This is a genomic window from Roseomonas sp. AR75 (assembly GCF_005222815.1).
In the GTDB taxonomy this organism is placed as follows: domain Bacteria; phylum Pseudomonadota; class Alphaproteobacteria; order Acetobacterales; family Acetobacteraceae; genus Falsiroseomonas.
In genome coordinates, this window is the sequence record NZ_STGB01000001.1 from 403,486 (window position 1) to 429,815 (window position 26,330).

Here is a 26,330-nt window from a genome sequence, read left to right on the forward strand (position 1 = left end):
CTCTCGGCTGGGTTGATGCGGCGCAGCGTGGCATGCTGCAGGGCAGGACCGCAACCGGCGGGCCGCCGGAAGGGAGCCCGAGGGGTATGAGGCCGAAGCCCACCATCATCGATTGCGACCCCGGCACCGACGACGCCATCGCCCTCTGGCTGGCGCTCGGCTCGCCGGAACTGGATGTGAAGCTGGTGACGGTTGCCGGCGGCAATGTCGGCCTGGCGGCGACCACTGCCAATGCGCGCGCGGTGGTCGGCCTGACCGGACGCGCCGTGCCGGTGGTGGCAGGCGCCGAACGCTCACTGCTGGCGGATTTCCGTGCCGAGACCGCTGTGCATGGCGCGGATGGGCTGGGTGGCGTGCGCCTGCCGGAGGGGCCGCCGCTGGCGCCCGGCATCGCGGCCGATGCGATCCGCACCGTGCTGCGCGCCGCCGACCCGGATTCGGTGACGGTGATCGGGCTCGGGCCGGTCACCAACCTGGCGCTGGCGCTCGCGACCGAGCCCGCGCTGCTCGGGCGCATCGCCGAGATCGTCCTGATGTCCGGCGCCTGGAGCGAGGGCAACATCACCCCCGCGGCCGAGTTCAACGCGTGGAACGACCCAGAGGCGCTGGCGATGCTGCTCGGCCTGGACCGGCCGCTCGCCATGGCGACGCTCGACCTGACCGCCCAGGCCTTCGTCACGCCGGAACTGGTCTCGCGCCTAGCGCAACGGCAGGGCGGCGCCTGCTGGCAGGCGGCGCTCGGCATCCTGCGTGCGCTGCCGGCCTCGAAGCGGTTCGGCCATCGCGGCTACCCCTTGCACGACCCCTGTGCCGTAGCCTGGGCCATCGATCCCGGCCTGTTCGGCGCGCGGCCCGCGCATGCCGTTGTCGATCTCGGCGCCGGCCCATCGCGCGGGCGCACCGTGGTGGACCGTTGGGGGCGCCTGGGCCTCGCCGCCAATCACATGCTGCTCGAGGCGCTGGACGCTCCCGCCTTCTTTGACCTGCTCGCGGAGCGGATCGCCGCGCTTCCTTAAGCGCGGCACACCTCAGTCGGCGCTGCCCTGCATCGCAAGATGGGTGGCCGGGGCCGGGCCGGGATCGTTGACCGCTGCCGGCTGCAGCGCGATCTCCAGCGCCGGCAGCGTTGCCGCGCCGATGCTGCGCACACGCTGCAGCGCCTCCGAGAAGGGGCTGTTGGAGCGTACCCGCTGCTGCAGCGCCTCGATCGCCTTGGCCAGGCGACGCGCGCCGAGCGTGCGGGCGGCGCCGAGCAGCCGGTGGGCCGCCTGGCGCAACCGCTGCGTGTCGCGCTCCATCACCTCGGCGCCCAGCGTCTCCACGCCGAGCCGCAACTCCGCGACGAACTCGGCGATCACGACGCCGGCCGTGGGACCGAGATCGGTGGCGAGGCTCGCCAGCGCGGCGCTGTCCACCAGCGGGGCATCGGCAAGCGTGGCGACGGGGACGGACGGCTCCTCCAGGGTCAGCCCGGCGGCCAGCCTGCCAACCGTCTGCAGCAGCGATTCGCGGTCGATCGGCTTGGCGAGGTGGCCATCCATGCCGGCCTCGTGGCAGGCCGCGATCTGCTCCGGCAGGGCGGAGGCGGTGACCGCGAGGATGGGCACGCGGCCGCGCGTGCCCGGAAGCTCACGGATGCGCCGCGTCGCGTCGAGCCCGTCCATCACGGGCATCTGCACATCCATCAGGACCACGTCGTAGGGCTCTCGCTCCAGGGCCGCGACCGCCTCCGCACCGTCGGAGGCGGAATCGACAGAATGGCCGGCGGCGACGAGCATGGCGCGCGCCACCATGCGGTTCGCCGCGACATCATCGGCCACCAGCACGCGCAGGCGCCGCGATTCGCCCGCCCGAGGCTTCGGTGCCTCGATCGCGGCCGGGGCCGGAGGGGCCACCTCGCGCAGCGGCAGCTCCACCCAGAACAGCGCACCCTGCTGCATCTCGGCATCGCAGCCGATGCGCCCGCCCATCGCGCCGGCGAGGCGGGCGGAGATGGCCAGGCCCAGTCCGGTGCCCGGCTGCTCCTGTCCCGGCGCCGCGGCAAGCTGGGCGAAATCCTCGAACAGCAGATGGCGCTTTTCCTGCGGGATGCCCGGCCCGCTGTCCTGCACCTCCAGCCGGATGCCGAAGCCATCGGGCAGGCGCCGCGCGCGAAGCTGCACCCGCCCGCCTTCCGGCGTGAACTTCACGGCATTGCCCAGCAGATTGAGCAGCATCTGCCTGAGGCGCGTCGGATCGGCCTCCACGCCTTCCGGGGTGTTCGGCGCCACATCCACGTCGAAGCGCAGCCCCTTGCGGGCGACTTCCGGTGCCAGCAGCCCGGCGCAGGCATCGAGCAACGGGCGCAGCGCGACCGGGCGCGGCTGCAGTTCCAGCTTGCCGGCCTCGATCTTCGAGAGGTCGAGCAGGCCGTTCACCAGCTCCAGCAGGTGGCGCCCGGCCTCGTTCAGCGTCGCCACCTGCTCGCGCTGCGCGGCGCTGAGCTCGGGGTCGGCGAGGAGGACCTGGGCGAAGCCGAGGATGCCGTTGAGCGGCGTGCGCAGCTCGTGCGACATGCGCGCGAGGAAGCGGCTCTTGGCCTCGCCAGCGGCACGCGCCGCGTCGCGCGCCGCGGCCAGTTCCTCCATGGTCCGCTTCAGCTGCGTGATGTCGGTGCGGATGCCCACGGTGCCGCCATCGGCCGTGCTGCGCTCGGTGATAAGCACCCAGCGGCCATCCGGCAGCAGCCGCTCGATCGGCGGATTGTTCGCGTGGCGCCAGGCGTCCATCGCGTTGATGAAGGCGTCGATATCCGGCCCGGCCTGCGGGTACTGCCCGCGCACCGCACCTTCGCGCATGATGTCGCGGAAATGCGCGCCCTGGTGGATGAAGGGCGCGGAGATCGCGTAGAAATCCTTGTAGCGCTGGTTGCAGGCGATCAGGCGGTCGTCCGGGCCGAACATCACGAACCCATCCGACATGCTCTCCAGCGCATTTTCCAGGCGCGCGCGCCAGCTTGCGCGCTCCGCCTCCACCTTTTCGCGCTGGCGCAGCCCGACGAGCAGCGCGGCCGCCAGCGCAAGGACGAGCAGCGAGAACAGACCCGAGACGGCGAGGGCGCGCTGGCTCTCCTGCCGCCAGGTGGCGAGTGCCGCTTCCGCCTCGACCGAGGCGGTGACGAACAGCGAGGGATAGAGGGTCGGACGCACGGCCACGAGCACGCTTCGGTCGTCGAAGCGGCTGGTGGTCTGGCCGGCGGTGGGCAGGCTTGAGGCCGCCTTCGGCAGATGCCGCGCGATGCGCGTCTCGTCATGCGGCTGCGTTGCGAGAAGCAGGCCGTCGTTGCGCTCCAGCGTCACCCGCAGCCCCGGCGATTCGCCGCCGGCCGCCAGCAGCGTGGCGATCAGCGGCACCGGCACTTCCGCCACGGCCGCCACTGTGCCGAGGCCCTGGATCGTCACAGGACGGGCGAAGAACACCGACCATTCCCCGGTGATGGGGTTGCGCACCGGGCCGCCGATGGTCAGGCCGCCGACGCTCGGCCCGAGCGCGAAGAAATCCGGTCCGAGCGGGATCGGCAACGGGCGGCGGCGGGAGACGGCGAGGCCGCTGGTCAGCGGCGTGCTGTCGCTGCCGAACAGCAGCACGTCACGGAAGGTGAAGTTCTGGTTGTTGAGCTCGCGCAGCACGCGCCCCGCCCCGGCCGCGTCGAGCACGCCGTCCTGGATGAAGGGGCGCAGCACCGCGGGCAGGCCCGCCAGCATGGCGTCCACCTGCACGAAGTTGCGGTTGATCGAGGCCTCGACGGAGCGGCTGATCCGGTTGACCGTGTCCAGCGCCGTCAGCAGCGCCGCTTCACGCGCGCGCGCGACGAGCAGCGTGGTGGCCACGCCCTGCATCAGCAGCAGCGTGATGGCAGCGGCGACAAGCGCGAGGCGCAGGCGCTGTGTTGTCTGGAGCAGGGCCATGTCAGTCCGCCACCGCGCGCACGCCTACCACCGCGGCGAGATGCGTGTTCCACGCATCGACACAGTCGTTGCCGCAACGGCCGACCCAACGCGGCAGCACCACCTCGGTCAGCAGCCTGATCCGGCGCTCCTGGTCGGCGGGGCTCACCGGCACGATCGTCATGTTGCCGCGGCGCGACGTGCTGCAGCCGGCATGCCCGGCATTGCAGGCCAGCCCCTCGCCGGTCTCGCGCTCCGCCGCCTGCCAGATCTGGCTTTCCAGCTCGCCGATGCCGCGCTTCAGTGCCTCCTGCACGTCGGGCGACAATGCGGCCCAGGCATTCACATTCGCGCCGAAGGCGGAAAGCCCCCAGCTCAGCGCCATGGCATGCACATGCGTCGTCACGTGGTGCAGGCCGATCGCATGGCCGGAAAGCGTGCCGGTGATGGCGCATTCGACCACGCCGCTGCGGAAGGCGGCGACGATCTCCGCAAAGGGCGTCACCACCGGGCTGCCGCCCAGCGCCTCAACCAGTTCGGATTGGCCGACGGAGGATGTCCGCACGCGCCGGCCGGACAGGTCCGCCAGGCTGGAGAAGGCCCGATTGCAGAACACGACCTGTGCCGGATAGGTGTAGACCGCGAGCAACTCGATACCGTAGCGCTCGCGCATCAGCCGTTCCAGATGCGGACGGTAGGCGCCGACGGTGCGGCGCAGCGCGTCCATGTCCGGCGAGAGCGCCGGCAGGTCGACGGCGTTGAACTCCGGCTCCTCGGTCGCGGCGAGCGGCAGGTTGACCGTGCCGAAGGGCACGACACCGAGCCGCATCAGCTGCAGCATCTCCTGCCCGCGGATGCCGCTGCGGTCGAAGGGCGATATCTCCGCGACGACACGGCCCTTCGTGAGTTCGGTCACCTGCTGGCGCCAGAACGGCTCCTCGAAGCGAACGAACTGGCTCACGCCGGCCAGGCCGCCGATGATCTTCAGCTGGTAGGTCGGCTCCTGCGCCGCCGCGGGAAGACAGGTGAGCAGAACGCCCAGGAGAATGGCGGCGAGGCGAGCAGGACGGGTCCGGCGCGGGACCGGCAGCATCGTATACTCCATACAAGAAGCGGTGGAGCCTAGGCCGGACACCGCAGCGGTCGCCACCATCACAACCTGATACCAGAAATTCGCAAGCGCGCGGCAACCTTTGCGCGAAGACCTTACAAGATATGAATGTTTCTCGTACGACTCCTCACAGGTCATGGCTTTGTCGGCTGCGCCGGGGAGGCGGGGCGCCGGCGCGGATCCACAGTGATCGGTCCTGCGAGCGTGCAGGCCGATCTGCGCAGGGGCGCGTCCGGGCGGCAGCGCCGCCGGCAGCACGACTTCGTGGGGCATCGCCACCGAGGCTAGAGGCACGCCCCCGCGCATGTCACGTATTCCGTTGCGTGGAGCGCCGCCGTGGCGGCGGGCGAAGAGGGAGATCCGGCGTATGGCAGCGATTCGGCGCGAAGGCTCGGCGGTCTGGCAGGGCAGCGGCAAGGAAGGGAAGGGGACGCTGTCCACCCACAGTGGCACCCTGGACAACACACCCTATTCCTTCACCGCCCGCTTCGGCGACGGCCAGGGCACCAACCCGGAGGAGCTGATCGCCGCCGCCCATGCCGGCTGCTTCTCCATGGCGCTGGCGTTCCAGCTTTCCGGCGCCGGCCACCCGCCTGAGGAACTGGCCACCACGGCGCGCCTGACGATGGAGCAGGAGACTGGCGGCTGGAAGATCGCCGCGGTGGCACTCGTCCTGAAGGCGAAGGTGCCTGGCATCACGCAGCAGAAATTCGACGAACTGGCCGCCGCCGCCAAGGCGAACTGCCCGGTCAGCAAGGTGCTGAACGCGGCGATCACGCTGGAAGCGACGCTGGAGGCATAGCCCGGCGCGTCACGCCACGGGCGAGCCCGACCTCCGCGCCACTGCTCCAGGCGCAGGCCGTGCAGCCAGAGGACCCGTCAGCCCGCGCGGCGCATTTCGTGGCGTCGCGCGGCGGTGAGCCCGGCAAGGCGGAGGCCGAACAGCGCGAGCGTCATCGGCTCCGGCGCCGCGACTGTCACGCACGATGATCCGGAACGTGCCGCCGTCGATTTCACTGCGGGTGTCTTGAATGACATTCATGCGTGCGCCGAGGCTCCCTACCAGCCGATCGCCTTGGGCAGCCAGGTCGCGAGCGCCGGGAACAGGAAGACCAGCGCGACCGCCGCCAGTTGCATCCCTACGAAGGGGATGACCCCGCGATAGATGTCGCCGGTGGTGACGCCCGGCGGCGTCACGCCGCGCAGGAAGAACAGCGCCCAGCCGAAGGGCGGCGTCAGGAAGCTGGTCTGCAGCATCACGCAGACCAGCATCGCCAGCCACACCGGGTCCACGCCGGCCTGGGCGAAGACCGGCAGGAAGATCGGCACGGCGATGTAGGAGATCTCGATCCATTCCAGGAAGAAGCCCAGCACGAAGATCAGCGCCAGCATGAACCAGATGTCCGCCGCGACGCCGCCGGGCAGGAACTCGAACAGGTCGTGCACCATCTTCTCGCCCTGCAGGCCGCGGAAGGACAGCGCGAAGACCTGGGCGCAGATCAGGATGAACATCATCATCGCGGTGATGCGCGCCGTGCTGCGGAGCGTCTCGACGACAAGCGTTGGTGTCAACCGCCGCCCCAGGGCGCAGACGACCAGCGCTCCGAGGCTGCCCATCGCCGCGGCCTCTGTCGGCGCGGCGATGCCGGCGACGATCGAGCCGAGCACCGCCACCACCAGGCCGAGCGGCGGCGCGATCACCCGCGCCAGCTTCACCAGCAGGTCGCGCGTTGAGGTCAGCGCACGTTCCTCGGCCGGCACCGCAGGCACCATCTCCGGGCGCAGGATGCCGAGGATCAGGATGTAGGCGCAGTAGATCCCGGCCAGCAGCAGCCCCGGGAACACCGCCGCCGCGAAGAGCGTGCCGACCGAGAGGTTCATGATGTCGGCCAGCAGGATCAGGATCAGCGAGGGCGGGATGATCTGCCCGAGAGTGCCGGAGGCGCAGATCACGCCGCAGGCCAGCCCCTTGTCGTAGCCGCGGCGCAGCAGCGCCGGCAGCGTCAGCAGGCCGAGCGTCACGACCGTCGCGCCGACGATGCCCGTGGTCGCGCCCATCAGCACGCCGACGAACACGATGCCGAGGCCCAACCCCCCGCGCAGCGCGCCGGAGAGGCGGCCCACGACTTCCATCAGGTCCTCGGCCAGGCGCGATTTCTCCAGCGCCACGCCCATGAACACGAACAGCGGGATGGCCAGCAGCGAGTAGTTGGTGACCACGCCGAAGATGCGGTGCGGCAGCAGGTTGAACAGCATCGGCCCGAAGCCGAGCCAGCCGAAAACGAAGCCCGTCACGGCCAGGGTCAGCGCCACGGGCATGCCGATCATCAGCAGCCCGAAGAAGCCGACGAGCATCAGGATCGCATAGACTTCCGTCAGCGGCATGGAGGCGGCGTCTTGTCCGGATCAGGCCGCGCGCAGACGCGCAAGCGCCCGCAGCGTCTCGGCAGTGAATTGCAGCAGCAGCAGCGCGAAGCCGACCGGGATGAAGGCCTTCAGGGCCCAACGGAAGGGAATGCCGCCCGGGTTGGGCGAGCCTTCGTCCTGCGCGAAGGACACGCCGACATACCGCCAGGACAGCCAGATCACGAGGAGGCAGACCAGCAGCCCGGCGACGCCCGCGAACAGGTCCACCGCGGCCTGCACGCGCGGGCGGAACTGCGCATACAGCACGTCCACGCGTACATGCTCGCCATGCCGCAGCGCATAGGCCGCGCCGAGCAGCGCAATGGGCGACATCAGGTGCCACTCGAGCTCCTGCGCCCAGACGCTGCCCAGCGAGAAGCCGTAGCGCAGCAGCACATTCGCCGACATCACCACGACCAGCGCCGCGACCGCGACGGCCGAAAGCTGGCCGATGCGGTCCACGACGACGTCGATGGCGCCGGCGAGGCGCGCCGCGGTGCCCTGCGCCACGCTCAGCCCTGGCGAATGCGGGCGTGATACACGGCCTCGGAATAGCCGGCCCAGGCGTCGTATTTGGCCTTGTAGGCGAAGTAGCTGTCATGCACGCGCTTCGTGACGGGATCGCGGGCCACCGCCTCGTCCAGCACGGCGGTCGTCTCGGTCCGCATGCGCTCCACGATCGCGTCCGGCAGCGGCTGCGCGATGACGCCCTGGTTCTTCACCAGGTCCTCCATCGCCTCGGCGTTGTTCTTCTGGCACCACGCCTCGGAGATCACGTTGCAGGCCGCGACCGCGTTCTCGACGATCGCCTTCAGGTCGGCCGGCAGCCGCGCCCAGGCCGCCTTGTTGATGATCAGCTCGGAGGCCGTCGCCGTCTCGTGCCAGCCCGTGGTGTAGTAGTGCTTGGCCACGCGCTGCAGGCCGAGCTGGCGATCGAGGAAGGGCCCGACGAACTCCGCCGCGTCGATCACGCCGCGCTCGAGCGCGGGGAAGATCTCGCCGCCGGGCAGCAGCCGCACATCCACGCCGAGCCGCTGGTAGACGCGTCCGGCGAGCCCGGGAATGCGCATCTTCAGGCCGCGCAGATCCTCCACCTTCTCGATGGGGCGGCGGAACCAGCCGGTCATCTGCACGCCGGTATTGCCGCACAGGAACGGCACCAGGTTGAAGCGGTCATAGACCTCGCGCCAGAGGTCGAGTCCGCCGCCGTCATACATCCAGCCGTTCAGCCCCTGGTAGTTCAGGCCGAAGGGCACCGCGGTGAAGTACTGCGCGGCGAAGGTCTTGCCGGTCCAGAAATAGGCGTTGGCGTAGTTCATCTCGACGATGCCGGAGGAGACGGCGTCGAAGCCCTCCGCCGCCGGGATCAGCTCGCCCGCCCCGAAGAACTGGATGCGGATACGGTTGTTCGACATCTTCTGGATGCGGTCGATCAGGTCGCGCGCGCTGCCCGGGCCCACCGAGTAGAACGCCGCCTGCGGGCCGTAGAAGCTCGTCATTCGCCAGTTGAATGTGGTCTGCGCGGTGACCACGGCGGGCGTGGCCAGCGTTCCCGCAAGGCCGCCGGCGGCGCCGGCGACGAGGTTGCGACGATTCATGATTGTGTGGTCCCCGGACGACGTATTGCGCCGCCGGCAGCAATCCCCGTGCCAGGACGGCCATGCAGGCTTTGCGGCCCTGACGCGCCAGCTCCGGAACATCGCCGCATGCATGCGTGGCCGAATGCCCGGTTCCTGGGCAATCGGCTCTGGCGTACGCCGGCGGGACGAGGCAGGACTCCTCCCATGAGCCTCGTCCCGACCTTCGCCACCCCGCCCGGCTTCCTCGGCCTGCCGCTGCGCGCCGGGGGCGCGGGCATCGCGATCGCCGGCATCCCGCTCGACCTCGGCACCACCAACCGCGCGGGCACGCGCGACGGGCCGGCGGCGATCCGCCGTGCCTCCCGCATGCTGGTGGACGGCGCCCATCCGGTGACGCAGGTGGACCCGCGCGCGCTGGAGCTGGCGGATGTCGGTGACTTCGCCCTGGCGCTCGGCGACCTTCAGGGCAGCCTGGCGCTGATCGAGCGGCAGGCGACGGCGCACGAACACTTGGTTGCTCTCGGCGGCGAGCATGGCATCACGCTGCCCCTGCTGCGCGCGCTCGCGCGGCGCGTCGGCGGTCCGCTCGCGCTGGTGCATTTCGATGCGCATTGCGACACTTGGCCAGAAAGCTTCGGCCAGCGCTTCTCGCACGGTCAGCCCTTCTTCCACGCGATCGAGGAAGGGCTGGTGGACCCGAAGCGCATGGTCCAGATCGGCATCCGCTCCCCGGTGGAGCCCGAGATCATGGCCTGGACCCTGGGCAAGGGCGTCACGGTGCTCTCGGCGCAAGCGGTGCATGAGGCGGGGCCGGCTTCCGTGGCGGCCGGCATCGTGGACGTGGTGGGCGAGGCGCCCGCCTATCTCTCCTTCGACATCGACGCGCTCGACCCCGCCTTCGCCCCGGGGACAGGCACGCCGGAGATCGGCGGCCTGGCGAGCTGGCAGGCACAGGGCATCCTGCGCCGGCTCGGCGGCCTGGATTTCCGCGGCATGGACGTTGTGGAGGTGGCACCGGCCTACGACCACGCGGAGATCACCGCGCTGGCCGCGGCCACCATCGCCTGGGAATATCTGTGTCGGACAGCATAGATCCGTAACACTTCCGGCGATCTGCACTGAATGCAAGGCGCCATGCGTGGGGCATCTGGACTCGGCCGGAAAACCCCTTGAAGTCCCTCGCGGCCGCCGCTATTTGTCCGGCCGTCGCGGCGGTTCCGACCGTTGCGGCAAGTTCCGACGCCAGCGCACGTGCCGCGAGCCCCGGCCTGATCCGGGGCACAAGCAACGACGGGACGCGTCTCTTGTCCGTGCCGGCCACCCCGTGGGCCGGAAAGTTCGAGGGAGCCGCCTGTGTCGCCTGAATGCCGCGGCGCGAGACGATCTCGCGACCCAGCCAGCGCCTGATCCGGCGCGCCACGCCCTGGCCCGGACCGCCCCAGCCCGCAACGGCTGCATGCGGCGAGCGCCTTCGGCGCCGGCGCCCCGGTTGAGCGCGGCGCCCTGACACGTCCCGTCCGCCCGCAAGGGCGGCGCGCCGTGCGCCAGGGGGCTGCGTCAGGTCGCCTCGCGACTCCCTCCTTCCCCGCCGCCGCGCCCGCCGGTTCTCATCGGCCGGGTGTGGCGGCGGGCGCGACATCCCGCAACCCTGCGCTTCGGAACCCCTGCGATGACCGATCTCCGCTTCCGCGGCGCCGTGGCGCCGCTCCGCCGCCCCGACCTGACGCTGCCCCGCAGCGTGGACGCACTCGTCGCGCGCCTGCGCCCGGAGGCGCCGCTGCACTGCCTGCGCCCGGCCGCCATGGAAGGCGCCGCGCGCGCCTTCCTGGCCGCCTTCCCTGGCGAGACGCTCTACGCCGTGAAGTGCAACCCGGAGCCCGCGGTGCTGCGCGCCCTGTGGCGCGGCGGCGTGCGCCGCTTCGACTGCGCCTCGGAGGGCGAGGTGCGGCTGGTGCGCAACATGTTCGCCGAGGCGGCGATCCACTTCATGCACCCGGTGAAGTCGCGTTCTGCCATCCGTGAGGCCTGGCAGCGCCATGGCGTGCGCGACTTCGTGCTCGACAGCGCGGAGGAGCTTGCGAAGATCCTGGCGGAGACGGGTGGTGGCGATCAGCTGGGCCTCGTCGTTCGTCTCGCCCTGCCGAAGGGCGGCGCGATGTACGACCTCTCCGGCAAGTTCGGCGCCACGCCGGCGGACGCCGTCGCGCTGCTGCGCGCCGCGCGGCCGCATGCCGCGACGCTCGGCGTCAGCTTTCATGTCGGCAGCCAGTGCCTGGACCCCTCGGCCTATGCCCGCGCCATCGCGCTTGCGGCGCAGGTGATCCGCGAGGCGGGCGTGACGGTGGACCTGCTCGATGTCGGCGGCGGCTTCCCGGTCGCCTACCCGGATGTCGTGCCGCCGCCGCTCTCCGCCTTCATGGCGGCGATCCGCGCCGCCGTCGCGGCCGAGGGCCTCTCCGGCCTGGAGCTGTGGGCGGAGCCGGGGCGCGCCCTGGTCGCCGGTGGCACCTCGGTGGTGCTGCAGGTGCAGCACCGGCGCCGGGACACGCTGTTCGTGAATGACGGCGTCTATGGCGCGCTGTCGGATGCGGGCGTGCCGGGCTTCCGCTTCCCGGTGCGGCTGCTGCGGCAGAGCGATGCGCCGCTTGTCGCCTTCAGCTTCTTCGGCCCCACCTGCGACAGCGCGGACCACATGAAGGGTCCGTTCCTGCTGCCGGCGGATGCGGCCGAGGGCGACTGGATCGAGGTCGGCCAGCTCGGCGCCTATGGCGCGGCGCTGCGCACTGCCTTCAACGGCTTCGACCGCGCTGGCATTGCCGAAGTGGCGGACCCGCCGCTGCTCGAAACCCCGGGATACGAACTGGGCAAGGCCGCCTAAGCGGCCTTCCCACCACCCATTCACCGGAGACTGCTACGATGAAGCACGCGACCTTCCGCGGCCGCCTGGTCATGCTCGGCTTCGGCTCGATCGGCCAGGGCGTCCTGCCCCTGATCCTCCGCCACATCGACATCGCGCGCGACGACATCACCATCGTCACCGCCGAGCCGCGCGGCCGCGAGGTTGCCGCCGAATACGGCATCCGCTTCGTCGAGCAGGCCGTCACGCGCGACAACCTGCGCGACGTGCTGGTGCCGCGGCTGCGCAAGGGCGACTTCCTGCTGAACCTCTCGGTGGATGTGTCCTCGGTGGAGCTGATGAAGCTCTGCCAGGAGCTCGACGTGCTCTACCTCGACACCGTGGTGGAGCCCTGGGCCGGCGGCTATACCGACCCTGCGCTCTCGCCTTCGCAGCGTTCCAACTACGCGATGCGGGAGGAGGCGATCGCGCTGCGCGAGATGGCCAGAGGCGGGCCGACCAGCATCACCGCGCATGGCGCCAATCCGGGCCTGGTCAGCCACTTCGTGAAGCAGGCGCTGCTCGACATCGCCCGCGACACTGACGCGCCCGTCACGGTGCCGCCGCCAGCGTCCGACCGCGCGGCCTGGGCGAAGATTGCCGCCGAGCTCGGCGTGAAAGTGATCCACATCGCGGAGCGCGACACACAGGTCGCCGATCGCCCGAAGAAGCCCGGCGAGTTCGTCAACACCTGGTCGGTGGACGGCTTCGTGGGCGAGGGCTGCCAGCCCGCTGAGCTCGGCTGGGGCACGCATGAGAAGGCGCTGCCGGCGGACGGCCATCGCCACGGCTTCGGCTGCGACGCGGCGATCTACCTGATGCGGCCCGGCGCCTCCACGCGCGTCCGTACGTGGACGCCGCTGGAAGGCCCGCTCCACGGCTTCCTCATCACCCACAACGAGAGCATCTCGATCGCCGACTACTACACACTGCGCGACCCGGATGGCCGCGTGCTGTACCGCCCGACGGCGCACTACGCCTACCACCCCTGCGACGACGCGGTGCTGTCGGTGCACGAGCTGGCGGGCAAGAACTGGCAGATGCAGGACGAGAAGCGGCTGATGACGGACGAGATCGTCTCCGGGATCGACGAGCTCGGCGTGCTGCTGATGGGCCATGCGAAGGGCGCCTATTGGTACGGCTCGCGCCTGAGCATCGGCCAGGCGCGGGAGTTGGTGCCGCACAACAACGCCACCTCGCTGCAGGTGACGGCTGCCGTGCTCGCCGGCGTGATCTGGGCGATCGAGAACCCGCGCCGCGGTCTGGTGGAATCCGACGAGATGGACCACGCCCGCATCCTGGAGATCTGTCGGCCCTATCTAGGCGAGGTCGTCGGCGTCTATTCCGACTGGACCCCGTTGCAGGGCCGCGGCGTGCTGTTCCCCGAGGAGCTGGACCGGTCCGACCCCTGGCAGTTCCGCAACATCCGCGTCGCCTGAGGTCGCCCACGCCCTTCCTCGCGCCAGCGGGGAAGGGCGCGCGCCCCGCTCGCCTTCCTAACCAGCGCGATCCGCCCTAGCCTGCGCCCCGGTTCGGGAGGGTCCAGGCATGCATGTCCTCGTCATCGGCGCCGCCGGCATGGTCGGCCGCAAGCTCGTTGCGCGGCTCGCCGCGGATGGCATGGTCGCGGGCCACGGCATCCAGCGGCTGAGCCTGGTGGACGTGGTGCAGCCGGACCTGCCGGACGGCTTCGCCGGCGAGGCCTGGGCCGCGGACATATCCGCCTTCGGCGCCGCGGACCGCATGGTGGCCGGCCGGCCGGACCTGATCTTCCATCTCGCCGCCATCGTCTCCGGCGAGGCCGAGGCGGATTTCGAGAAGGGCTACCGCATCAATCTCGATGGCACGCGCCTGCTGTTCGAGGCCATCCGGCAGCAGGGGCTGCACGGCGCGCGCTACGTTCCGCGCGTCGTCTTCACTTCCTCCATCGCCGTCTTCGGTGCGCCTTTCCCGGACGCCATCGGCGACGAGTTCTTTACCACGCCGCTGACCAGCTACGGCACGCAGAAGGCCATTGGCGAGCTACTGCTGGCCGACTATTCGCGCCGCGGCTTCATGGACGGCATCGGCATCCGTCTGCCCACCATCTGCATCCGCCCCGGCCTGCCGAACAAGGCGGCCAGCGGCTTCTTCTCCGGCATCCTGCGCGAGCCGCTGGCGGGGAAGGAGGCGGTGCTGCCCGTGCCCGACACGGTGATGCACTGGCACGCCTCGCCGCGCGCGGCCGTGGGCTTCCTGCTGCACGCCGCGGCGCTCGATACGAAGCCGCTCGGCGCGCGGCGCAACCTGACGATGCCGGGCCTGGCGGCGACGGTCGCCGAGCAGATCGAGGCGCTGCGGCGTGTCGCCGGTGACAAGGCGGTGGCGCTGATCCGCCGCGTGCCGGACGAGGGCATCATGAGGATCGTCGAGGGCTGGCCGCGCCGCTTCGACGCGAAGCGCGCCGAGGCGCTGGGCTTCAGGGCGGAGAAGGATTTCGACGAGATCATCCGCGTGCATGTGGAGGACGAGCTGATGGGGAAGGTGCCGTGAAGCCGGGCGTTCTCGTCGTCGGCGAGCTTCCGGCCTGGGACCTGGAGGCGCTGACGGAGCGCTTCGACGTCCATCTCTACTACGCCGCCGAGGACAAGGACGGCATGGTCGCGCGCAACCGCGAGACCATCCGCGCCATCGCCACAAAGGGCGAGGTCGGCGCCAGCGCTGCGCTGATGGACGCGCTGCCGAAGCTCGAGATCATCGGCTGCTACGGCGTCGGCTACGACCTGATCGACGTGCCCGCCGCCAAGGCGCGCGGCATCCGCGTGACCAACACGCCGGATGTGCTGACCGAGGAAGTGGCGGACATGGCGATGGGCCTGCTGCTCGCCGCCGCGCGCCGCATTCCCGCCGGCGACGCGTGGGTGCGCGACGGGTCGTGGAAGAGCAAGGGATCGATGCCGCTGCAGACGCGGGTGTGGGGCAAGCGCATCGGCATCGTCGGCCTCGGCCGCATCGGCGCCGCCATCGCTCGCCGCGCCGAGGCGTTCCGGATGCCCATCGCCTACAGCGCGCGGCAGAAAAAGGACGTCGCGTACGACTGGTATGCGACGCCGGCCGCGATGGCGCCGCATGTAGACATCCTGATGGTCTCGGCGGCCGGCGGCGCCGCGACCAAGGGCCTGGTGGACAAGGCGGCGATCGACGCGCTTCGGCCCGGCGCCATCTTCTGCAACGTCTCCCGCGGCACCGTGGTGGACGAGGCGGCGCTGCTGGCGGCGCTGCGGGAGAAGCGCATCGCTGCCGCGGGGCTCGATGTGTTCCTCAACGAGCCGGACATCGACCCGGAGTTCCTCACCTTCGATCACGTCGTGCTGCAACCCCACGCCGCCAGCGCCACGGTCGAGACGCGCAAGGACATGGGCCGGCTGATGCGCGAGAACCTGGAAGCGCAGATGGATGGCAGGCCGCTGCTCACGCCGGTTGCGTAGCTTCTCCCTCTCCCCGTCAGGGGGGAGAGGGCCGGGGCGAGAGGGGTACGCAAGAAGGCGACAGCCCTGCCTTACCGCCGCCACACCCGATCCAGCGGCATCAGCCGATTGATCAGCAGCAGCAGCGCGACCGTCATCAGGATGAACAGCGTGCTGATCGCGTTCACCGTGTTTTCCAGGCTGAAGGTCGCCTCGGCATAGATCCGCACCGGCAGGGTCTGCATGCGCGCCGTGGTCAGGAAGGCCGTGACCGTCACCTCGCCGAAGGAGTTCAGGAAGCCGATCACGCAGGCGACGCCGATGCCGGGGCCGAGCTGCGGCAGGATCACGCGGCGGAAGATGCGCGGCGGCGTCGCGCCCAGCCCGCCCGCCGCTTCCTCCAGGCTGCGGTCGAGCTGCGCCACGGATGCACGCAGCAGCATGAGCATGAAGGGCGCGATCAGCACCACATGCACCGCCAGGATGCCGAGGAAGGGCGGCACCATGTTGAACCATTGCAGCAGCCGCAGCATGCCGAGCCCGATGGCGATGCCCGGCAGTGCCAGCGGCAGCACATAGAGCGCGCCCAGCACCTCCCGCCCCGCGAAGCCGCCGCGCACCAGGGCGAAGGCGGCCGGCAGGCTGATGCCGAGCGCGATGGCAACGGCGCAGAGCGCAAGTTGCAGGCTGGTCCAGGCATCTTCCAGATAGCGCGGATTCTCGAAGATCAGCGCGTACCATTTCAGCGTGAAGCCGACGAACTGCGCGACCGTCGCCTGCGGCGTGTCGTTGACGCTGGCCACCACCACCAGCAGCAGCGGGAAGATCAGCAGCAGGATCGCGATACCCAGCAGCAGGCGCGAGACGACCGGCGCCAGCCCCTCCGCCAACGCCACCAGCGCGCGGCGCAGGCCGGGCGGCAGGCTGATGCGCAGCCGTGGCGGCCGGCCGGGGATCCAGGGGGTCAGGAAGGCGATGGCGCGGCCGATCAGGAAGGTGGCCAGCACGCCCGCGAACAGCATCAGCATCGCAAGGGCCGAGGCGATGGGGTAGTTCATCACCTCGATGCCTTCCTTCAGCACGATCATGCCGCTCACCAGCACCTTCCGCCCGCCGACCAGCGCGGCGGAGACGTAGGATTCGGACGCCAGCAGGAAGGTTATGACCAGGCCCGCGCGCAGCCCCGGCAGCGACAGCGGCAGGATCACGCGCCAGAACCGCACGGCAGGCCCGGCGCCCAGACTGGTCGCGGCCTCGTCCAGCCGCTTCTCCTGGCCTTCCAGCACATCGTAAAGCGCCAGCACCATGAAGGGCAGGAACACCTGCGTCAGCGCCAGGCCGACCGCGAACCAGCCGAACAGCAGGTCCGGCCGCGGCAGGCCGAGCTCCACCGCCAGCGATGCGACGATGCCCCGCGGCGCCAGCAGCAGGATGATGCCGAGCGAGCGCACGACCACATTGGTCAGCAGCGGCACCAGCACGATGGCGAAGCCGAGCGGCTTCCAGCGCGGCGAAAGCCGGGTCAGCCACAACGCCAGCGGATAGCCCAGCACCGCGGAGGCTGCCGCCACGCCGACACCGAGCAGGAGCGTGTTGAGGAACACGCGCATGTAGAAGCGGTCGCCAACGAGCTCGGCATACTGCTCGCCGGAGGGCACCAGGGAGATCGGGTCGAACATCCCGCCGGTCTGCTGCACGGACAGCAGCGCCACCGCGCCGAGCGGCGCGGCGAAGGCGGCGAGCAGCCAGATGCCGTAGGGAAGGGCCAGCAGGCCCGAACGCGTGCCGTTCATGATGCTCCGACCCCTCCCCGCCGCGGCGGGGAGGGTTGCGATCCGATCAGCCCGCGATCTCGCGCGTGAAGCGGGAGGACCAGCGCGGCTCGTTCTGCGACACCACGGCCCAGTCGAAATCCACCAGCTTCTTCACCGCTTCCTCGCCCATCACGAGCTTCGCCGAGAGATCGGCCGGCAGCGTCAGGTTGGTGATCGTGGGGCTGTAGTAGATCTGCTCGGCATAGGCCTGCTGGCATGCCGGGGAGAGATGCAGGTTGACCCAGGCCTCGGCAAGCGCCTGGTTCTTCGAGCCGGTCGTGATGCAGGCGACATTCATCGCCACGACCTGGCCCTCGACCGGGTCGGCGACGACCACGTTGGGGTTGCGCGTCTCGGCGTATTTCCGGGTGAAGCTGCCGAACTCGACGCTGGCGGCGCCCACGCCGCTGTCGAACATGCCGTAGAGCTGGTCCTGGCTGCCCTGGATCGCCGCGAAGGGCTTCAGCTTCGCGATGTTCTCGAAGGCCGGGTCGATATTGCGCTCGCTGCCGCCGAAGATCTTCGCCGACATCAGCAGCGCGGAGGTGCCCTGCGCGCCCGGATAGGTCGGCCAGATCACCTTGCCCTTCAGGTCGTCGCGCCAGAAATCCTTCCACGACGTCATCGGCGAGGCGACCGCGCGGCGGTCATAGACCACCGTCACCGGATTGAAGGCCACGCCGTAGCCGCCCTGCCGCGCCAGCGGATACAGGTTGGCGAAGTTCGGCACGTTGGCGGTCGGTGCCTGCGTCACGCCGTCGCGCACCGCCTGGCGGCTTTCGGAGATGTTGAGGTAGAGGATGTCGAAGCTCGGGCGGCCGCGTTCGGCATAGGCGCGGGCGCGGCGCTCCGTGGTGCCGCCCAGCACGTAGTTGATCTTCACGCCGTGCTGCTGTTCCAGCGGCGCGCCGCAATACTGTCGGACGATGCGTTCCTGCACGCCGCCCCAGACGCCGACGGTCAGCTCGTCGCCGCGGCGGATCTGTGCGACGGCGTCCTTGCCCCACAGCGCGGGCGTGGCCAGCGCTGCGCCCAGCAGGGCGCGACGTGAAGTGCTCATGCTGCTTCTCCTGAAACGGACGAAAAATCCTCGATCCAGCTCATGGCGTCGGCTGGCGCGACGAGCGTGACCTCGGCGCCCGGCGCGAAGGCCGGTTCGGATGTCGGGCGGCGCACGCGCAGGCGGTGCGGGCCGAGTGCAACCTCATAATGCACGGCATCGTCCAGCCGCGTCGCGGCCTCGATGCGGGCCGGTGCAAGCAGCGGCGCGTCGGCCGTCGCGCCAGCGGGAATCAGCAGCAGCCGTGCGGCCCGGAGCACGAGATGCGACGGCCGGGAGCCGGCGGGCACGGGCACCGGCGGCAGGCCCGCCGCTCGGAAGCTGCCGGATTCCGCACGGCCCTCCAGCACGCTTCGCGCGCCGAGAAAGCGCGCGGTGAAGACGTGGCGTGGCCGTTCGGTAAGTTCGGCCGGTGTCGCGCATTCCACGATCTGCCCGCGATCCATCACCGCCACGCGGTCGGCCAGCGCCAGCGCTTCCTCCTGGTCGTGCGTCACGAACAGCGTGGTGATGCCGGCCTGGGCGCGCAGCCGCGCGATCTCCTCGCGCATCTCCACGCGCAATCCGGCATCGAGGTTGGACAGCGGCTCGTCCAGCAGCAGCAGCTCCGGGCGGATCACCAGCGCACGCGCCAGCGCCACGCGCTGCTGCTGCCCGCCGGACATGCGCGCGGGGTAGCGCTCCGCCAGGTGGCCGAGCCCGACCATGGCCAGCGCTTCCGCCACGCGCTGGTCGCGTTCGGCCCGCGAAAGGTTGCGCATCTCGAGCCCGAAGGCGACGTTTCCGGCCGCGGTCAGGTGCGGGAACAGCGCATAGTTCTGGAACACCATGCCCATCTGCCGGCGATGCGGCGGGTCGCGCTCCACAGCGCGGCCGCCGACCAGGATTCGTCCCGAGTCGGGGGCGATGAAGCCGGCGACGAGGCGAAGCGTGGTGGTTTTCCCGCAGCCGGACGGGCCGAGCAGCGCGATGCACTCGCCGCGCGCGACGTCGAGCGAGACGCCATCCACGGCGGCCATGGCGCCATAGCGCTTGACGAGGGCATCGAGCCGGAGATGAGGGGAAGCTTGCACCTCGGCAGACTAGGCAAACGCGGTGCCATCCGCCTACCAGCCCGTTCAGACATTTCCCGGCCGCCCGGCACCATCGGCTGCCTAATTTTTTCGCGACTGCCCGCTTTCGCGGCGGTGGCTGGGCGGGCTATGCCGTCGCTCTGCCGGGCGCGACCCTGGCACAAGCCTTGCTGATCCGAGGCCGGCTGCCGATGGGCAGGGGCGTGCCGCGCCGGGCGGCGCGTGGCCGTAGACGTGACGGAGGAACCACCGACATGGGCACCACCAACCGCACCCGATACAGGATCGAACGACGCGCCCTGCTGGGCGGCGGCGCCGCCTTCGTACTGGCCGCCGTGCCCGGCGCACGCGTGCCGGTGGCACAGAGCCTCGACAAGGTGTCGTTCCAGACCAATTGGCGGGCGCAGGCCGAACATGGCGGCTACTACCAGGGTGTCGCCGCCGGAATCTATCGTCGCCACGGCCTGGACGTCGAGGTGCGGATGGGCGGGCCGCAGCAGAACCCTGCCCAGCTGCTGCTTGCCGGCCGCGTGGACATGATCATGTCGAACGGGTTCCAGGCGCTGAACTACGTGCGCGAGAACCTGCCCTTCATGACGATCGGCGCCATCATGCAGAAGGATCCGCAGATCCTGATGACGCATGAGGGCAACGGCATCAACTCCTTCGAGGACATGAAGGGGCGCCCCGTCCTGGTCGGCGCTTCCGGCCGCACCACCTACTGGCCGTTCCTGCGGCGCCGGTTCGGCTTCACAGACGAGCAGATCCGTCCCTACACCTTCAACATCGGCCCCTTCATGGCCGACCGGATGGCGATCCAGCAGGGTTTCCTCTCCTCCGAGCCCTTTGCGGCGATCGAGGCCGGCGCGCGACCCAAGGTCTTCCTGATCGCCGATGCCGGCTACAACAACTACAACACGACCATCGACATCTCGCGCCGCATGGTGACCGAGAAGCGCGACGTGGTGCAGCGCTTCGTGAACGCCACCGTCGAGGGCTGGACGCAGTACATGACCGGCCAGGGCATCGAGGCAGCGAACGCCCTGATCAAGCGCGACAACCCCGAGATGACCGACGCGAAGATCGCCTATGCGATCCGCGTCATGAACGAGAACGGCATCGTCCGCTCCGGCGACGCGCTGACGCTCGGCATTGGCGCCATGACCGAGGCGCGGTGGCAGACCTTCTACGAGACGATGCGCGACGTCGGCCTCTATCCCGCCGGGATGGACGTGAAGCGGGCCTACAGCCTGGACTTCGTCAACAAGCGCGTCGGCCTCACCTGATCGCTGCGTGGCGGTGGACGCGATGGATGGCGCGATGCTCGCCGGCGTGAAGGCCGGGCCGCCGGTGGTGACGCTGGATGGCGTGGTGAAGCGCTACGCCAACGGCACGCTGGCGGTGCAGGGCGTGGACATGGCGATCGGGCAGGGGGACTTCGTCTCCCTGCTCGGACCGTCCGGCTGCGGCAAGTCCACCGTGCTGCGCATGGTCGCGGGGCTGATCGCGCCGACGGCCGGGCGCATCGGCATGGCCGCCGGGGGCGAGGCCACGGGCGATGTGGGCTTCGTCTTCCAGGAGCCGACCCTGATGCCCTGGTCCAACACGCTGAAGAACGTGATGCTGCCGTTGCGCCTGGCCGGGATGAACCGCGGCGAGGCGGCGGACCGCGCCGCGGCCGCGCTGGCCGAGGTCGGGCTCAAGGGCTTCGAGAAGGCCTATCCGCGCGCCCTGTCGGGCGGCATGAAGATGCGCGTCTCCATCGCCCGCGCGCTGGTCACGAAGCCCCGCCTGCTGCTGATGGACGAGCCCTTCGCGGCGCTGGACGAGATCACCCGCCACCGCCTGAACAACGACCTGCTGACGCTGTGGCAGGCGGAGCGGTTCACCGCGATCTTCGTGACCCACTCGGTGTTCGAGAGCGTCTACCTCTCGCGCCGCATCGTCGTGATGGCGGCCCGGCCGGGGCGGGTGGTGGAGGATATCGAGGTGAACGCCGCCTATCCGCGCGGCGAGGTGTTCCGCACTTCCGCGGAATACGCGGCGCATTGCCGCGAGGTGTCGGACGCGCTGCACAGGGCGATGGGCGAATGAGCGTCTCGGTTTCCGCCAACGAAGTCGCCGACGCGCCGCAGGAGGCGCGGGAGCGCACGATCCTCGGCCTGACCGCCGATGCCTGGCTGCGCATCCTGATGCCGCTGGCCATCGGCGTGATCGCGCTGGGCGGCTGGGAGTGGGCGGTGCGCGCGAATGGCGTGCCAAGCTACATCCTGCCGGGCCCGATCGAAGTGGGCCAGACGCTGGTGCGGGACTGGCATACCCTGTCCATCTCGCTCTGGATCACGTTGCAGATCACCTTCGCGGCACTGTTCGTGGCGGCGCTCCTCGGCCTGGCGCTGGCCGTGCTCTTCGCGCAGTCCCGCGTGATCGAGCTTTCTCTGTTCCCCTATGCGGTGATCCTGCAGGTCACGCCCGTGGTCGCCATCGCGCCGCTGATCATCATCTGGGTGGACGACATCCGCATCGCGCTGCTGATCTGTGCCTGGATCGTCGCCTTCTTCCCGATCCTGTCGAACACGACCCTCGGCCTGAACAGCGCCGACCACAATTTGCAGGACCTGTTCCGGCTGTATCGCGCCAGCCGCTGGCAGGTGCTGATGCGCCTGCGGCTGCCGACGGCGATGCCCTATTTCCTGGGCGGCCTGCGCATCTCCGGCGGGCTTGCGCTGATCGGGGCGATCGTCGCGGAATTCGTCGCCGGCACCGGCGGGCGGGCCTCCGGGCTCGCCTACCGCATCCTGGAATCCGGCTACAATCTGCAGATCCCCCGGATGTTCGCGGCGCTGGTGCTGATCTCGCTGACGGGCATCGCCATATTCCTGGCGATGACACTGGTCTCGCACCTGGCGCTGCGCCACTGGCACGAGAGCGCGATGAAGGAACGCCGTTGAAGGAATTTCTTGCGGCTGCGGGCAGCCGATACTGGCTGCGCGATGCGCGCGCACCGGGCGTGCTGGTGCCGGGGCTGGACGCCGAACGCGACCAGGATGGGCTGGTCCGCGTGGATATCCGCATCGAGGACGGCAAGGTCACGGCGGTGGCGCCGGCAGGCAGCGCGCCCGATGGCGTCGACCTGCGCGGCGGCCAGGTCTGGCCGGCGCCGCTCGATGCGCACACCCATCTCGACAAGGGCCATATCTGGCCGCGCACCCGCAACCCCGAGGGCACCTTCATCGGCGCGCTGACCGCCGTGATGTCCGATCGCGGCGCCGCCTGGAGCGAGGCGGACATCCGCGCCCGTGCCGATTTCGCGCTGCGCTGCGCCTACGCATACGGCACGGTTGCGATCCGCACGCATCTCGACACCTACCTGCCGCATGGCCTGGTCACTTGGCGCGTGATGCGCGAATTGCGCGACGCCTGGGCCGGGCGCATCGCGATCCAGATGTCCTCGATCTGCCCGCTGGACCGCTTCTCGGGGCCGGATGGCAAGGCGCTGGCCGATCTCGTCGCCTCCTCGGGCGGCGTGCTCGGGATGGTCACCCGCCCCTCCGGCGGCATCCATGACGACCTGCCGCCTGGCTTCCAGCAGGAGCTCGACACCTTCTTCGCGCTGGCGGAGGAGCGCGGGCTCGACCTCGACCTGCATGTCGACGAGAGCGGCGAGACCGGCGCGCGCGCCCTGCGGGAGATCGCGCTGACCGCGCTGAAGCGGAAGTTCAAGGGCCGCATCCAGTGCGGCCATTGCTGTTCGCTGGCGATCCAGCCCGAGGATTTCGCGCGCGAGACCATCGCTCGCGTGGCCGAGGCCGGCATCGACATCGTCGTGCTGCCGATGTGCAACATGTATCTGCAGGACCGCGTTCCCGGCCGCACGCCGCGCTGGCGCGGCGTGACGCTGGTGCATGAGATGCGCGCCGCCGGTATTCGCGTCTCCGTCGCCTCCGACAACACACGCGATCCCTTCTACGCCTATGGCGACCTCGACATGACCGAGGTGTTCCGGGAAGCGACGCGCATCCTGCACCTCGATCACCCCTTCGGCGACTGGTATCGCGCCGCCACAGCGAACCCCGCCGAGGCGATGGGCCTGAAGGGCAGGGGGCTGATCGCCGCCGGCGCGCCGGCGGACCTGATCCTGTATTCCGCGCGCTTCATGACGGAACTGCTCTCCCGCCCGCAGGCGGATCGCGTGGTGCTGCGCGACGGACGCGTGCTGGAGGCGACGGCGCCGCATTGGCGCGAGCTGGACGCGGTGGTGGGTGTCGCCGGCTAGCCGCCTACCACCTTGCGAAATGGGCGCCGACGCGCTGCACGAAGGCGGCGCATTCCTCGCGCGTGCGATGGTCCATGCGCGTCAGGCTCAGCCATTCCACCTTGCAGCCCCTGGCGCAAAGCCGCGCGATGCCGCGCCCGACCAGCTTGCGGTCGATCCGCCCGATCAGCCACAGCAGCCAGGTGGGCGAGCCATAGGTGGTGACCACGGCGATGCGCCGGATGTTGGTCAGCAGCGGCTCGATCGCGCCCGGCCCGATCCTGAAGGCGACGCCCGGCGCCCAGATACGGTCGAACCAGCCCTTCATCATCGCGGGCATGCCGTACCACCAGGTGGGATGCACCAGCACCAGCGCCTCCGCCCGGCGCAGCGCGGCGACATGGTCCTCCACCCCGTCCAGCTCGCCGCGCCCGTCGCGGAAGCTGACGAATTCGTCCGCCGTCAGCTCCGGCCGGAAGCCCTCGGCATAGAGGTCGCGCAGCTCCACCGTATGCCCGCGGGCTTCCAGCGCGGCCTTCGCCGCGTCGCGCAGCGCGGCGGACAGGCTGTCGGCGCGCGGATGCGCGAAGACCATCAGGATGTGCATGGTCCAGGGTTAGCAACGGCCGTGCCGCGAACGCAACCGATTGGCAGGAGTGTGCCGCGATGATGACCGCCCCGGTGATCGGCAAGCGCGCGAAGGACCTGCGCGGCTTCCGCATCGCGCCGACCGACACGAACTACTTCGCCTGCCTGTTCGACCCGCTGGAGGACGGCGTCTCCTTCACGCTGGTGGTGGAGATCTTCGAGCCCGGCGGCCGCACGCCGCCCAACACCCACCAGGCCGCCGAGGAATGCTTCATCGTGCTCGCCGGCCGCGGCAAGGCCTATGCGGACGGCGCCGAGATGGCGATTGGTCCCGGCGACGCCTTCGTGCTGCGCCCGGGGGTGGAGCACGTCGTGGTCAACGACACGTCGGAAAAACTCTACTGCCTGACGCTGATGGCGCCGAACGAAGGCTTTGCCGAACTGATCCGCAACGGCACCCCGGTGGACCTCGCGCCGGAGGATGTCGCCGTGCTGACTGGCGCGGGCCGCGCCTGATGCGGGTGCTCTACCTCTATGCCCATCCGCTGCCCGAAAGCTTCCACGCAGCCATCCGCGACGCGGCGCGGGAGGGGCTGCGCCAGGCGGGGCACGAGGTGGATCTCTGCGATCTCTATGCGGAAGGCTTCAATCCGGTCCTGAGCGCCGAGGAGCGCCGCGGCTATCATGAACTGCCCGCGAACCGCCGCCCCTGCGAATCCTACATCCGCCGCGTCGAGCAGGCCGAGGCCTTCGTGCTGTCCTATCCCACCTGGTCCTTCGGCCTGCCGGCAATCCTGAAGGGCTTCTTCGACCGCGTCTTCGTCCCCGGCGTGTCCTTCACGCTGCAGGACGGCGTGGCGCGGCCGAATTTCGGCCATATCCGCAAGATCGCCGGCATCAGCACCTATGGCCGCCCCTGGTGGAACGCGGTGTTCGTCGCCGATCCGCCGCGCATGGCGGTCACCCGCTACCTGCGCGCGCTGACCGGCTGGAAGGCGCAGGCGCAGTATCTGGCGATGTACGACATGAACCGCGCGACCGAGGCACGTTGCGCCGCCTTCCTGGACAAGGTGCGGCGGGAGATGGCGCGCTTCTGACCCCGCCTTGCGGTCGGCGCCCGTTTTCGCGAAGGTGCGCCCGACCATAGGGAGGAACCGCGATGACCATCATCGCTCGTCGTGGCGCGCTTGGTGCGCTGGCTGTCGCACTCGCCGCCCCGCGTATCGCCGCAGCGCAGAGCAACACCATCCGCATCGTCGTGCCTTTCGCGCCGGGCGGGTCCACCGATGCCGTTGCGCGGCTGGTCACGCCGGGCCTGACGCAGCGCCTTGGCGCCACGGTGGTGGTGGAGAACCGCTCAGGCGCTGCGGGCTCGATCGGCGCGGATGCGGTGGCGAAGGCGCGCCCGGACGGCCAGACCTGGCTGCTGACCTTCGACAGCCACGCGACGATCTCCGCGCTGCTGCGCAACCCGCCCTTCGACCTGATGAAGGATCTCGACCCCGTCATGCTGATCGGGGGCTCGCCCTATTCCATCGCGACCAAGGCGGACAAGCCGTTCCGCGACATGGCCGCCGTGGTGGCCGCGGCGAAGGCGAAGCCGGATGGTGTCTCCTACGGCTCCACCGGCAACGGCACGATCGGCCACCTGACGATGATCCTGCTGTGCGAGCGCGCCGGCATCAAGATGACCCATGTGCCCTATCGCAGCGGCGGGCTCGCGGTGAACGACGCGGTGGCCGGCACGGTGGACATGATGATCGGCTCGTCGGCGCTGCTGCTGCCGCACATCAATGGCGGGACGCTGCGCCCGCTGCTGCAGTTCGGCCCGGAGCGGCTGTCCGGCCTGCCGAACACGCAGACCTCCACCGAGGCCGGCTTCCCCGGCCTGATCGCGGAAGCCTGGTGGGGCGTGTTCGCGCCGCATGGCACGCCGGCGCCGATGGTCGCACGCATGAACGCGGCGTTGCGCGAGACCCTGCAGGAGGATCGCGTGAAGCGCGTGATGCTGGAGACGCAGCAGGCAAGGCTGGTGATGTCCTCGCCCGAGGAGTTCGCCCGCTTCTTCGCCGCCGAAGTGGCGAAGTGGAGCCAGGTCGTCCGCGCCAGCGGCATCCAGCCGGATTGAAGCGCAACGTCCTGCGCCCTCTGCTCCTTCCCCCGCAGTGCGGGGGA

Annotated in this window: 24 protein-coding genes; 14 read left to right on the forward strand and 10 right to left on the reverse strand. The window is 70.2% G+C overall.

The genetic code is table 11. The features are described from left to right. Positions 1 to 86 precede the first annotated feature (86 nt). Positions 87 to 1,016 (forward strand): nucleoside hydrolase, encoded by a 930-nt coding sequence (locus E4T13_RS01785; protein WP_137176526.1) that lies wholly within the window; start codon positions 87 to 89, stop codon positions 1,014 to 1,016. Between the two features lie 12 nt (positions 1,017 to 1,028). Here E4T13_RS01785 and E4T13_RS01790 read toward each other — a convergent pair whose 3' ends face one another. Further along, positions 1,029 to 3,947, reverse strand: a complete 2,919-nt coding sequence (locus E4T13_RS01790; protein WP_137176527.1) for a response regulator — start codon at positions 3,945 to 3,947, stop codon at positions 1,029 to 1,031. Position 3,948: 1 nt separating this feature from the next. Continuing rightward, positions 3,949 to 5,019 (reverse strand): TRAP transporter substrate-binding protein, encoded by a 1,071-nt coding sequence (locus E4T13_RS01795; RefSeq protein ID WP_240790946.1) that lies wholly within the window; start codon positions 5,017 to 5,019, stop codon positions 3,949 to 3,951. A 385-nt stretch (positions 5,020 to 5,404) separates the two neighbouring features. Between E4T13_RS01795 and E4T13_RS01800 the strand changes: the two genes are divergently transcribed. Continuing rightward, on the forward strand, positions 5,405 to 5,839 hold the full coding sequence (locus E4T13_RS01800) for an OsmC family protein (RefSeq protein ID WP_170984746.1): 435 nt from the start codon (positions 5,405 to 5,407) through the stop codon (positions 5,837 to 5,839). 77 nt (positions 5,840 to 5,916) lie between these two features. On the opposite strand, the gene E4T13_RS29720 is transcribed toward E4T13_RS01800, so the two are convergent. From E4T13_RS29720 to E4T13_RS01820, 4 genes are all read right to left on the reverse strand, one after another. Continuing rightward, a complete protein-coding gene (locus E4T13_RS29720) occupies positions 5,917 to 6,018 on the reverse strand; it encodes a PEP-CTERM sorting domain-containing protein (protein ID WP_170984747.1) in 102 nt (33 codons plus the stop codon). 78 nt (positions 6,019 to 6,096) lie between these two features. Further along, on the reverse strand, positions 6,097 to 7,422 hold the full coding sequence (locus E4T13_RS01810; protein WP_137176530.1) for a TRAP transporter large permease subunit: 1,326 nt from the start codon (positions 7,420 to 7,422) through the stop codon (positions 6,097 to 6,099). 21 nt (positions 7,423 to 7,443) lie between these two features. Beyond that, complete coding sequence (locus E4T13_RS01815; RefSeq protein ID WP_240790947.1) at positions 7,444 to 7,953, reverse strand: TRAP transporter small permease subunit; 510 nt, start codon at positions 7,951 to 7,953, stop codon at positions 7,444 to 7,446. Positions 7,954 to 7,955: 2 nt separating this feature from the next. Continuing rightward, a complete protein-coding gene (locus E4T13_RS01820) occupies positions 7,956 to 9,041 on the reverse strand; it encodes a TRAP transporter substrate-binding protein (RefSeq protein ID WP_137176531.1) in 1,086 nt (361 codons plus the stop codon). Between the two features lie 186 nt (positions 9,042 to 9,227). Here E4T13_RS01820 and speB point away from each other — a divergent pair, with 186 nt between their 5' ends. The 5 genes from speB (at position 9,228) to E4T13_RS01845 (ending at position 15,386) form a co-directional block, all read left to right on the forward strand. Next, the gene (gene speB, locus E4T13_RS01825) at positions 9,228 to 10,115 is read left to right on the forward strand and encodes an agmatinase (protein ID WP_137176532.1); all 888 of its coding nucleotides are present in this window, start codon (positions 9,228 to 9,230) and stop codon (positions 10,113 to 10,115) included. A 577-nt stretch (positions 10,116 to 10,692) separates the two neighbouring features. Beyond that, positions 10,693 to 11,901, forward strand: a complete 1,209-nt coding sequence (locus tag E4T13_RS01830; RefSeq protein WP_137176533.1) for a type III PLP-dependent enzyme — start codon at positions 10,693 to 10,695, stop codon at positions 11,899 to 11,901. Between the two features lie 38 nt (positions 11,902 to 11,939). Further along, positions 11,940 to 13,358, forward strand: coding sequence for a homospermidine synthase (locus tag E4T13_RS01835; RefSeq protein WP_137176534.1), 1,419 nt, complete (start codon positions 11,940 to 11,942; stop codon positions 13,356 to 13,358). A gap of 109 nt (positions 13,359 to 13,467) precedes the next feature. Beyond that, positions 13,468 to 14,451 carry a D-erythronate dehydrogenase gene (denD, locus tag E4T13_RS01840; protein ID WP_137176535.1) on the forward strand — a complete coding sequence of 328 codons (984 nt, stop codon included), beginning with the start codon at positions 13,468 to 13,470 and terminating at the stop codon, positions 14,449 to 14,451. After that, positions 14,448 to 15,386 (forward strand): 2-hydroxyacid dehydrogenase, encoded by a 939-nt coding sequence (locus E4T13_RS01845; RefSeq protein ID WP_137176536.1) that lies wholly within the window; start codon positions 14,448 to 14,450, stop codon positions 15,384 to 15,386. Before denD ends, E4T13_RS01845 begins: the two co-directional genes overlap by 4 nt. A 71-nt stretch (positions 15,387 to 15,457) precedes the next feature. On the opposite strand, the gene E4T13_RS01850 is transcribed toward E4T13_RS01845, so the two are convergent. The 3 genes from E4T13_RS01850 to E4T13_RS01860 are packed head-to-tail and all read right to left on the reverse strand — an operon-like array spanning position 15,458 to position 19,312. Further along, positions 15,458 to 17,158 (reverse strand): ABC transporter permease subunit, encoded by a 1,701-nt coding sequence (locus E4T13_RS01850; protein ID WP_137176537.1) that lies wholly within the window; start codon positions 17,156 to 17,158, stop codon positions 15,458 to 15,460. A 46-nt stretch (positions 17,159 to 17,204) separates the two neighbouring features. Beyond that, positions 17,205 to 18,239 carry a PotD/PotF family extracellular solute-binding protein gene (locus E4T13_RS01855; RefSeq protein WP_137176538.1) on the reverse strand — a complete coding sequence of 345 codons (1,035 nt, stop codon included), beginning with the start codon at positions 18,237 to 18,239 and terminating at the stop codon, positions 17,205 to 17,207. After that, on the reverse strand, positions 18,236 to 19,312 hold the full coding sequence (locus E4T13_RS01860; protein ID WP_240790948.1) for an ABC transporter ATP-binding protein: 1,077 nt from the start codon (positions 19,310 to 19,312) through the stop codon (positions 18,236 to 18,238). The genes E4T13_RS01855 and E4T13_RS01860 overlap by 4 nt, the downstream gene beginning before the upstream one ends. A gap of 254 nt (positions 19,313 to 19,566) precedes the next feature. On the opposite strand from E4T13_RS01860, the gene E4T13_RS01865 reads away from it, so the two are divergent. From E4T13_RS01865 to E4T13_RS01880, 4 genes are read left to right on the forward strand one after another with little or no spacing between them, the layout of a single operon-like run. Further along, the gene (locus E4T13_RS01865; RefSeq protein ID WP_137176539.1) at positions 19,567 to 20,598 is read left to right on the forward strand and encodes an ABC transporter substrate-binding protein; all 1,032 of its coding nucleotides are present in this window, start codon (positions 19,567 to 19,569) and stop codon (positions 20,596 to 20,598) included. Between the two features lie 7 nt (positions 20,599 to 20,605). Beyond that, the gene (locus E4T13_RS01870; protein WP_240790949.1) at positions 20,606 to 21,406 is read left to right on the forward strand and encodes an ABC transporter ATP-binding protein; all 801 of its coding nucleotides are present in this window, start codon (positions 20,606 to 20,608) and stop codon (positions 21,404 to 21,406) included. Next, positions 21,403 to 22,263 carry an ABC transporter permease gene (locus E4T13_RS01875; RefSeq protein WP_137176540.1) on the forward strand — a complete coding sequence of 287 codons (861 nt, stop codon included), beginning with the start codon at positions 21,403 to 21,405 and terminating at the stop codon, positions 22,261 to 22,263. The genes E4T13_RS01870 and E4T13_RS01875 overlap by 4 nt, the downstream gene beginning before the upstream one ends. After that, complete coding sequence (locus E4T13_RS01880; protein WP_137176541.1) at positions 22,260 to 23,588, forward strand: cytosine deaminase; 1,329 nt, start codon at positions 22,260 to 22,262, stop codon at positions 23,586 to 23,588. Before E4T13_RS01875 ends, E4T13_RS01880 begins: the two co-directional genes overlap by 4 nt. A gap of 4 nt (positions 23,589 to 23,592) precedes the next feature. On the opposite strand, the gene E4T13_RS01885 is transcribed toward E4T13_RS01880, so the two are convergent. Further along, the gene (locus E4T13_RS01885; protein WP_137176542.1) at positions 23,593 to 24,174 is read right to left on the reverse strand and encodes an NAD(P)H-dependent oxidoreductase; all 582 of its coding nucleotides are present in this window, start codon (positions 24,172 to 24,174) and stop codon (positions 23,593 to 23,595) included. 59 nt (positions 24,175 to 24,233) lie between these two features. On the opposite strand from E4T13_RS01885, the gene E4T13_RS01890 reads away from it, so the two are divergent. From E4T13_RS01890 to E4T13_RS01900, 3 genes are all read left to right on the forward strand, one after another. Then, positions 24,234 to 24,671: a cupin domain-containing protein gene (locus E4T13_RS01890; RefSeq protein ID WP_240790950.1), complete on the forward strand. Its 438-nt coding sequence runs from the start codon at positions 24,234 to 24,236 to the stop codon at positions 24,669 to 24,671. Continuing rightward, a complete protein-coding gene (locus E4T13_RS01895; protein ID WP_137176543.1) occupies positions 24,671 to 25,252 on the forward strand; it encodes an NAD(P)H-dependent oxidoreductase in 582 nt (193 codons plus the stop codon). The genes E4T13_RS01890 and E4T13_RS01895 overlap by 1 nt, the downstream gene beginning before the upstream one ends. A gap of 62 nt (positions 25,253 to 25,314) precedes the next feature. Continuing rightward, positions 25,315 to 26,283: a tripartite tricarboxylate transporter substrate-binding protein gene (locus E4T13_RS01900; RefSeq protein WP_137176544.1), complete on the forward strand. Its 969-nt coding sequence runs from the start codon at positions 25,315 to 25,317 to the stop codon at positions 26,281 to 26,283. The last annotated feature ends 47 nt before the right edge of the window (positions 26,284 to 26,330 follow it).